The organism is Bacteroides sp. 224, assembly GCF_010500995.1.
In the GTDB taxonomy this organism is placed as follows: domain Bacteria; phylum Bacteroidota; class Bacteroidia; order Bacteroidales; family Bacteroidaceae; genus Bacteroides.
Window position 1 is genome coordinate 1 of the sequence record NZ_QVMK01000065.1, and the last position, 9,545, is coordinate 9,545.

The 9,545-nt window shown below is 37.3% G+C and carries 8 protein-coding genes; 1 reads left to right on the forward strand and 7 read right to left on the reverse strand.

The annotated features are described in order from the left end of the window. Positions 1–129 precede the first annotated feature (129 nt). Positions 130–312: a hypothetical protein gene (locus D0T60_RS18130; protein ID WP_163219829.1), complete on the reverse strand. Its 183-nt coding sequence runs from the start codon at positions 310–312 to the stop codon at positions 130–132. A 290-nt stretch (positions 313–602) separates the two neighbouring features. Here D0T60_RS18130 and D0T60_RS18135 point away from each other — a divergent pair, with 290 nt between their 5' ends. After that, positions 603–1,334 (forward strand): bifunctional 2-polyprenyl-6-hydroxyphenol methylase/3-demethylubiquinol 3-O-methyltransferase UbiG, encoded by a 732-nt coding sequence (locus D0T60_RS18135; protein ID WP_163219831.1) that lies wholly within the window; start codon positions 603–605, stop codon positions 1,332–1,334. Here D0T60_RS18135 and D0T60_RS18140 read toward each other — a convergent pair. From D0T60_RS18140 to D0T60_RS18165, 6 genes are all read right to left on the reverse strand, one after another. Then, positions 1,331–3,385, reverse strand: a complete 2,055-nt coding sequence (locus D0T60_RS18140) for a DUF3352 domain-containing protein (protein WP_163219833.1) — start codon at positions 3,383–3,385, stop codon at positions 1,331–1,333. The two genes, D0T60_RS18135 and D0T60_RS18140, sit on opposite strands and share 4 nt — an antisense overlap. A 374-nt stretch (positions 3,386–3,759) precedes the next feature. After that, positions 3,760–4,110, reverse strand: coding sequence for a 50S ribosomal protein L20 (gene rplT, locus D0T60_RS18145; RefSeq protein WP_163219836.1), 351 nt, complete (start codon positions 4,108–4,110; stop codon positions 3,760–3,762). Positions 4,111–4,207: 97 nt separating this feature from the next. Further along, a complete protein-coding gene (gene rpmI, locus D0T60_RS18150) occupies positions 4,208–4,405 on the reverse strand; it encodes a 50S ribosomal protein L35 (protein ID WP_163219839.1) in 198 nt (65 codons plus the stop codon). Between the two features lie 61 nt (positions 4,406–4,466). Continuing rightward, entirely contained in the window at positions 4,467–5,048 is a 582-nt protein-coding gene (gene infC, locus D0T60_RS18155) for a translation initiation factor IF-3 (RefSeq protein ID WP_163219847.1), read from the reverse strand. A gap of 113 nt (positions 5,049–5,161) precedes the next feature. Next, on the reverse strand, positions 5,162–7,102 hold the full coding sequence (gene thrS, locus D0T60_RS18160) for a threonine--tRNA ligase (protein WP_163219842.1): 1,941 nt from the start codon (positions 7,100–7,102) through the stop codon (positions 5,162–5,164). 52 nt (positions 7,103–7,154) lie between these two features. Next, the gene (locus D0T60_RS18165; protein ID WP_163219845.1) at positions 7,155–9,191 is read right to left on the reverse strand and encodes a tetratricopeptide repeat protein; all 2,037 of its coding nucleotides are present in this window, start codon (positions 9,189–9,191) and stop codon (positions 7,155–7,157) included. Positions 9,192–9,545 lie beyond the last annotated feature (354 nt).

Sequence of the window (9,545 nt, forward strand, 5' to 3'; positions counted from 1 at the left end):
AGGTTCCTCATTACCCATTGAATGAGACAGGGGAATGAAAAACCTGAAACCTTAAAGTGAAAGCGAAAAGCTGACACAGTTTAATTTACGCTCCCGAAACTTCCACTTTTCACTATTCACTTTTCACTATTATCTCCTATTCGCCCTTTTTCTCCGAATCTCAGCTTTCATTTTAGCTGCACCGGAACCATGAAGACCTTTGATGTAAGTAGCCTTTTTCGCTTTGGTCTTCACTTTTTTTTCTTCCTTCTTACCGTCTTTTGCTTTCCCTTTGAAAACAATGCCTCCGGTTATAGCTTCTTCAATACTCATATTCTTCTTTCTTAAATTACCAATTGCAAAGATAGGGCTTTTCTGATATATGATGCTTCTTATGCCAGGTTTTGCTACGGCCACGGCAAAGTTTTGTCACGGCCGTGGCAAGTTTTTATTGCGGCCGCGTCAAAATCTCGTTGCGGCCGTGGAGAAACCGTGTTACGGCCGTGGCAAAATCCGGCTAAAGCAATCAAAAAGATGCCGCAGAAGAAATTTGTTCAACGAAGATTGGGTAAAATCGGTTAGCTGATGTTATCTTTGCCGAATATATTAATCTTTTTAATTCAATGAATACATCCTTGCTTAGCCCGGACAAAGACCCTATGGGAACAGCTATTTCCGATTATTCCCAAAAGCACAAAGCCGACCGCCTACGTGTTTTTTCTTCTTTATTTGATGAAGATGAAATACCTGTAAAAGAGTTATTTCGCCCGTTTAAGCAAATGCCCCTATTAGAAAAAACGGCGTTAGAAATGGCTAAAGGAAGTGTTTTAGATGTTGGTGCAGGAAGTGGATGTCACAGCTTAGCTCTTCAGGAGATGGGAAAAGAGGTTTGTGCCATCGAGATCTCCCCCGCTTCGGTAGAAGTAATGAAAAAGCGTGGAGTAAAGGATGTCCGACTTATTAATTTATTCAATGAACAGTTCTCCGATAAGTTCGATACCATTCTAATGCTTATGAACGGCTCCGGCATTATTGGCAAAATAGAAAACATGCCCGCATTCTTTAAAAAGATGAAGCAACTCTTAAAATCTGAAGGGTTTATACTAATGGATTCGAGCGACCTCCGCTATCTTTACGAAGAAGAAGACGGAAGCTTTCTGGTAGATTTAAATGATGATTATTATGGAGAAATAGACTTTCAGATGCAGTATAAAGACATACAGGGAGAAACCTTTGATTGGTTATACATTGATTTCCAAACCCTTAGCTTATACGCATCTGAATATGGTTTTAAAGCCGAATTGATAAAAGAAGGAAAGCACTATGACTACTTAGCCAAGTTAAGTATCATTTAATACTTTTCCTTTCGCTCAAATTTACCTTCTTCTGTATAATACTTCCAGGTACCTTTAGGTTTATTGGCGGCATATTTCCCTCTGACTTTCAATGTGCCGTCTTCATAATATTCACGATACCGCCCATGACGCTTGCCTGATTTAACTTCAGACTCGCTCTTTAAAGCACCTTCCGGATAGAATTCACGTAATACATTCCCGGCAAACTTTTCCACATAGAAACGTTTTAACTCGGTCATAAGTTCCTTCTCCGTTTCAGCATCTTCATTCATGCTCTTATCTTCTTCATCACCGATCTCCGGCTCTACATTTTGTTGCGGTTCATACTCTTTATAATCCATTACATATTGTAAAGAGGCTGAATGACCATCACCAATGATTTGCATCGTCCAATGCGGAAAAGAGTAAAGAATATCCTTATTTGATTGCAAATCTGTCCAGGTAGCTCGATTCAATATAGGCTGCAACTGAGGATAGAACTTGTGAATATCCGAATACACAAATAAAGTGGAGTTAGACTCAAAAGAAGAATAAGCCTTTTTAAATCCTTCACTATTCTTTAATAGATTCTTTTGCTCATAATCTTCAATAAACGATAATAAGGAAGAAGCTTTATTACTGAAAACTACATAATCATCAATATATGTATAGTAAGGTTTTTCAAACTTATCAAACAGTCCGCCGAAGAACAAGCGAAAGAAGCCTTTCATTTCCAGATAATTGACTTCAAAACCTTTATACTCTACTGATTTTATCTTAATCGGAGTGCGTTTTCTAACCTTCTCCTCTATAAATGCCATACTTTTGCGAGCATCTTTTATACTTTTTGCTCTTACTGCCAATATCAACTCGGGTTCACGCCCTAACAATCCGGCTTCCGATTGACTCATGGCAAATTCGCCCGACATCCAGCTCAAGAAATGTTCTTCCAATGAAAGACCAAACAAACTTTCGATTTTCTTGCGAGAGCTTTGATAAGAATCAAACTTGGCCTTATCAGTAATAGAAAGTGTATTCTCCAGTTCTTTGATAAAAGTAAGAGGATTGCTAAATCCAATATTGGTATAAAAAGCTGTACGACCAGACATTATTTCATGCGCCCGCATTTTATGTTTCCCCGAACTTAATAAGGCTGTGATATAAGGATCCGCAGTATCTTTACGTAATGTGTACCCTTTTACTTCTATTTTATCTTTATTAGTATCAAAATAAAGCCCGGCATATTTCATTGAATGACTGAATAAATCCACATATTCATTACTTCCTCCCAGGTATATAGACATAAACTGAGGTAAATTACGATAATTCAAAAAGATTTGAAGCAATCCTTTCCCTGCTACCATCTTTTCTGCCTCTAAATAAGATTCATCCGGTTCGAATGTTTCCTTCTTAGAGGAATCAATGGATGCACTTACTAATTTAGATGTATAAGAAACAACCACATGATTCCCTACAAAAGCCATATAAAAAGTATCACGCGTTTCAGGATCTAAAAGTTCCATGATATCTACCCCGTTATACTTACGTTGTGTCACAGTATATCCTGCCACTTCAAAAATAGCATCCATCTGATCTTTAAGTAGACTTATTTTAGAGACTTTTTGAAGATCCACCACAATTAAGAAATCCCATTCAGTGGGCTTCACTTTGTGGATGGATATCAACATATCTCTTTCTCCGACTAAAGACAATAATATCTTGTTACTCTTTACAATGGAGTCTAATTCGTCAACCTGAGTTGTTACTTCCTGAATGGAAGATGATTTCTTCAAACAAAGCCAAGTAGGGCTATTACTAAATTTCTTCCAGGCTCCAATCGGATCAGATGTTTGTATCACAAAAGCAGCATCATCGGGTATTAGATATATCTGCTTGATTTTTTGATCGGGTAGAACAAATACATGGACAATGAAATAAATAATACAAGCCATTAAAAGTAAACCAACCGTAAGGAGTAGTCTTTTAAAGTTCTTCTTTGATTTATTCTCGGATGATGATTGATAAGGAAATTCTGATTGCGAATCTAAAAGTTCAGCGTTGTGTTCGTTCATAATTATTTATTCTCTTCTTTGTAGAATGAAATAAAATTAAAAAATAAAAAAGCCGCATCGATGATGTGATGAAACTCCGAATGACATGATTTGAGTGCTTGCCCTCTTTGTAATCCACTGACTTAAAAGTTACCCCAAAGGGTGTGGCCCGCCATTGAGAAGCAAAAGCTTGCCTCGGTTTTCAGTATTAATTGATGAGTTTCCCAATCTAACCAATGCGGCTATTTTTCTATAACAAATATAAGAACTATATATCAGATAAACAAACCTAATAACTATTTTGTTTGTCTTTTCTTATAAAAAATGAGACAAGAAATCAAAAAAGCCAAATACACAAATGTACTTGGCTTTCTATTTCTTAATCTCGCTAAATATTAAGCAGCCTTCGCTTTAGCAACGATAGCTTTGAAAGCTTCCGGATGATTCATTGCTAAATCAGCCAATACTTTACGATTTATTTCAATACCGGCTTTGTGCAAACCACCCATCAATTTAGAATATGACATTCCTTCTAAACGGGCAGCAGCGTTAATACGCTGTATCCAAAGAGCGCGGAAATTTCTCTTTTTGTTTTTACGGTCACGGTAAGCATAAGTCAACCCTTTTTCCCAGGTATTCTTAGCTACAGTCCATACATTTTTTCTTGCACCAAAGTAGCCTCTGGTCAATTTCAAAATTTTCTTTCTTCTTGCTCTTGAAGCAACATGATTTACTGATCTTGGCATAGTTTTACTCTTTTTGAATGTTAGCGTCGTTACTTCTCGTAGCGAACTTAAGGCTAATGCATTCGGTTAATAGTTTAATAATTCAATACGCTTCTTATTATTTCAAGGCTAAGAGTTCTCTTACTTGATTTTCGTCTACAGCAGCAACTGTTGTAGAGTAACACAAGTTTCTTTTTCTTTTCTTAGACTTTTTAGTCAGGATATGACTATGAAAAGCGTGCTTTCTTTTGATTTTACCTGTTCCGGTAAGGGTAAACCTTTTTTTAGAACCGGAGTTAGTCTTCATCTTTGGCATCTTAGTTATTTATTTAATTATTAATTATATGGCAACGCACTATACCTGCGCGTTACGCATTTTATTCATCAGTCTTAGTCTCTTCCTTTGCAGGTTTTGGAGTACTCTTTTTCTGCGCATCTTTCTTTTTAGGAGAAAGGAAGATGATCATTCTCTTACCTTCAAGAGCCGGCATTTGATCTACCTTGGCATAATCTTCAAGATCATTGGCAAAACGTAGCAATAGAACTTCACCTTGTTCCTTGAATAAAATAGAACGTCCTTTAAAGAAAACGTATGCTTTCACTTTATCTCCATCTTCCAAGAAACCTTTGGCATGCTTCAACTTAAAGTTATAGTCATGGTCATCCGTCTGAGGTCCAAAACGTATTTCCTTTACGTTTACTTTAACTTGTTTAGCCTTTTGTTCTTTCTGGCGTTTCTTTTGCTGATAAAGAAATTTAGAGTAATCAATAATACGACAAACTGGAGGCTGTGCATTAGGAGATATCTCTACAAGATCAAGTTCACGCTCTTCTGCCATTTTCAAGGCTTGCGCGATGGGATACACCTGTGGTTCAATGTCATCACTCACAATACGAACTTCTTTAGCACGAATCTGTTCATTGATTCTGTACTGGCTTTTTAAGCTGTCATTCTTCATTAAAGATCGATTACTTCCTGTTTGTTTTTTATTTACTACCAAATTTATTTTTTTATATAAAAGCAGACTTTAGAGTATTAATTAACACTGCGCTTTTACAATTGCGCGCAAAGTTACCACATATTTATCATATTTTGAACTTCTTCGTTCAAAATTTTACCAAATTCTTCAATTTTCAGGCTTCCCTTATCACCTTCTCCTTGTTTACGAACAGAAACTTCACCATTTTCGGCTTCTTTCTCTCCTACAATTAACATATAAGGAATGCGCTTCATTTCATTATCACGAATCTTACGGCCGATTTTTTCATTTCTATCGTCCACAATAGCACGTATTTCAATAGAATCCAGATATCTCCTTATACCTTCAGCATATTCATTAAATTTCTCACTGATTGGCAATATAGCAACCTGATCCGGAGTAAGCCATAAAGGGAATTTACCTGCGGTATGTTCAATAAGTACAGCCACAAAGCGTTCCATAGAACCAAATGGAGCACGGTGAATCATTACAGGACGATGTTTCTGATTGTCGGTACCTGTATACTCCAACTGGAATCTTTCAGGAAGACTATAATCTACCTGGATAGTACCTAACTGCCATTTACGTCCAAGAGCATCACGAACCATAAAGTCGAGTTTAGGACCATAGAAAGCTGCTTCGCCGTATTCTATCTTAGCTTTCAATCCTTTTTCTTCGCAAGCTTCAATAATAGATTGCTCTGCTTTCTCCCAGTTTTCCTCGCTCCCAATATACTTTTCACGATTTACCTGATCACGAAGAGAGATTTGTGCTTCAAAATTCTCAAAATCAAGTGCTTTAAAGATGATAAAGATAATATCCATTACAGCCAGGAATTCTTCTTTCACCTGATCGGGACGACAGAATATATGAGCATCATCTTGGGTAAAACCACGAACACGAGTCAACCCATGAAGTTCTCCACTTTGCTCATAACGATATACCGTTCCAAACTCCGCTAAACGCAATGGTAGCTCTTTATAAGAACGAGGCTGCCACTTATAGATTTCACAGTGGTGAGGGCAGTTCATTGGTTTCAACAGATATTCTTCTCCTTCTTCGGGGGTATGTATCGGTTGGAAAGAATCTTTTCCATATTTAGCATAATGACCGGAAGTTACGTACAGCTGCTTACTTCCAATATGAGGGGTCATTACCTGTTGATATCCAAATCTTTTCTGAATTCTCTTCAGGAAATCTTCCAAACGAATACGCAATGCTGTTCCTTTAGGCAACCACATAGGCAAGCCTTTACCTACATTCTCAGAAAACATGAACAGTTCCATTTCTTTTCCGATTTTACGATGGTCGCGTTTTTTAGCTTCCTCTAATAACACCAAATATTCATCCAGCATTTTTTTCTTGGGAAAGGTTATACCATATATACGTGTCAGCATCTTCCTGTTTTCCTGACCACGCCAATAAGCACCTGCCACAGAAGTAAGTTTGATGGCTTTGATAGGGGCTGTATTCATCAAGTGAGGTCCACGACATAAATCAGTAAATGCTCCTTGTGTATAGGTAGTAATTGTTCCGTCTTCAAGTTCTGAAATCAACTCGGTCTTATATGTTTCTCCACGCTCTCCGAACATCTTTACAGCATCATCTTTTGCAATACTTTGCCTTACCACAGCTTCTTTTTTAGCGACCAGTTCAGTCATTTTTGCCTCTATTTTAGGCAGATCAGCCTCTTTAATAGAAACCTCTCCCGGATCAACATCATAGTAAAAACCATTTTCTATAGCCGGACCGATACCAAACTGAATACCGGGATAGAGTTCCTGCAATGCCTCTGCCAATAAGTGAGCACTTGTATGCCAGAAAGCATGCTTTCCTTCTGCATCTTCCCACTTATACAATTTCACTGTGGCATCTTCCATAATGGGGCGACCTAAATCGTATATTTCTCCATTAACTCCAATAGATAGTACGTCTTGTGCCAAACGAGAGCTAATGCTTTCTGCAATCTGTAGCCCGTTGACTCCCTTGCTATACTCACGAACAGAGCCATCAGGGAATGTAATTTTTATCATAATCTTATTTATTTTTATTTCTTTCTTGACTTTGACTTGCAAAATTATGTAATTATTCCGATAAGTCGGTAAAACGTTTAATAATATTATAAGCAGAAACGACACCTAATTCTCCAGCCTTACTCAAGTCATTAATACCTTTTTTATTATTACCAAGGAATATATGTGTGAGTCCACGATTGAAATAAGCCTCTGCAAAATCCGCATTCAATTCAATAGCTTTATCATAATCTACAATTGCTGCGCGATAATCTTTCAACATCGTCAGAATATTAGCCCGATTATAATAGGCATAAACAAAACCAGGCTCCAGCTTAATCACATGATCCAAGTCATTTTTAACAATTTCATAATCCAACCCGGTTATAGCTACTTTATTTTCTTTACTTGATATTGTAGAAGCAGCAAGCGTTTCTTCCGCTCGTTGATATTCCAATTGTTTATATCGAATCAAGGAACGCATAAAATAAGCAGGGAAGAAACTATCATCCAATAAAATAGCCTGGGTTAAGTCTTCAATAGCATTAGAGAAATCTTGTACAAGATAGAAATCAAGCGCACGCGCAAAACGCTTAAGGGCATTTTTCGAATCACCTGCAATATCTCCTGTATGTTTATCAATCAGTGCAAAATGAAGTTGTACCTGCTTTTCTGATAAAGGAGACTCCATATTAGTAATACGAAGACGATCAGGAAGTATATGGGAGTGGTTTAACTCATCAATGTAACGATTATAATGCACATTTCTTTTAACTTCGCTCAATTTTTCATAATAAGTAAGTACATACATAGGCTCCTGTTTAATACTTACATTCCGATCCTGTATTTTACCTCGATAATCGCTATTGTATTTCTGTTCTGCTTCAGAAGAGTCTGCAATAACAATCTTACGATAGTTATTCATATTCTTATCAGACTTCTTACGAGTCTTGTCTTTCTCATCATCACCAGTCTCATCTGAGCGATTCGCAGTGGCAGACGTATTATTGGCATATTTGCTATTTTGCTTATCCAACTGTGTCTTCAATATTTTAAATTCATCAGCTTCTGCCCCCTTACGATCTCCAATCTTTTTCCTTGCTTCAGCACGATAATGATATCCTGCCAGGAAATTCGGATACTCATTAATTACTGTTGAATAATCGCTGACAGCCCCATGATAATCTCCTGTCTGAGCTTTCAATAAACCGCGATTAAATAGAGCCATCATATTATCAGGTTCTATTTTGAGCACAAAGTCAAAATCTTCAATAGCCCTGTTATCATCTCCTACCTGAGCACGTAATAACCCACGGTTATAATGCCCTATAAAGTTACTCGGTTCAATTTCCAAAGCAAAATCATAATCGTTCATAGCCCCTCTCAAGTTATTTTGATGAAACCTGGCCAATGCACGATTGATATAAACTCCTGCATTCTTTGTACTTAGATGTACAGCTCTGTCTAAATCAGATTCAGCTTCCGCATAATCTCCTTTTTGCAAACGAACGATCGCCCTAGAAGCCCATACGTCCGGATCATAACGATCAATATCAATCGCTATATCAAAATCACGAAGCGCACGAATCGTATCTTGCTGACGAAGTGCCACTTCTCCTCGCATTAAATATCCTCTGGTATATTTGGGAGCAATAGTCAACAATGTATTCAAATCGCTATTTGCTGCCTCATAATCATCTTTTTGTATATGACAAAGCGTTAAGTTATGCCATAGAGTAATGTTCTCCGGATCATATTCCAACGCCTTGCGATAATCGCCAATGGCCCCATCGAAATTATTTTGTTTAATTCTGGCCAACCCTCGTATCTGATAAGCTCCCACTACAAAAGGATTTCGCTGAATAGCCATTTCACAATCAGCTTCTGCACCCTGAAAGTCATCTAAATACATTTTAGCCAATCCTCGGAAGAAGTAAGGTTCATACAAATAAGGCTTAGCATTAATTACTTGATTGAAGTATTGTATGGAGAGCACGTAATCTTCAAAATATAAAGCATTTCGGGCAATGGTCATTACCCTGTCTGTGTTTATTTGGGCACAAAGACCGATGGGCAAAAACAGCAATAGAAATATAATTTTCTTTATCATGTATAAATCAATATCGTTATAAGTAAGGCAAAAATAGTTTTTTCTATATACAAATACGATATACACATTTGTTTTTTATCTTTTTTTGTTAACCGCCTCAGAGAATTTAATGCAAAAACCTAACGCACCTAACGCACTTGCACTCTAAACATCTATATACCAACCGATTAAGGTGCGTTAGATGATCTAAAACACCTAACGCACCAATCACGCACCTAACGCAGTGTTTTTTTGCCAGTTCTTCACGTAAAAAAGACCCGTAACCATTCGGCGTAGTACGTCTCCATCTGTTTTCTTAGTATCTGTACTTTTGTTGCTTGAATTATATAAATCAAATGCTTTATGTGTGATGTT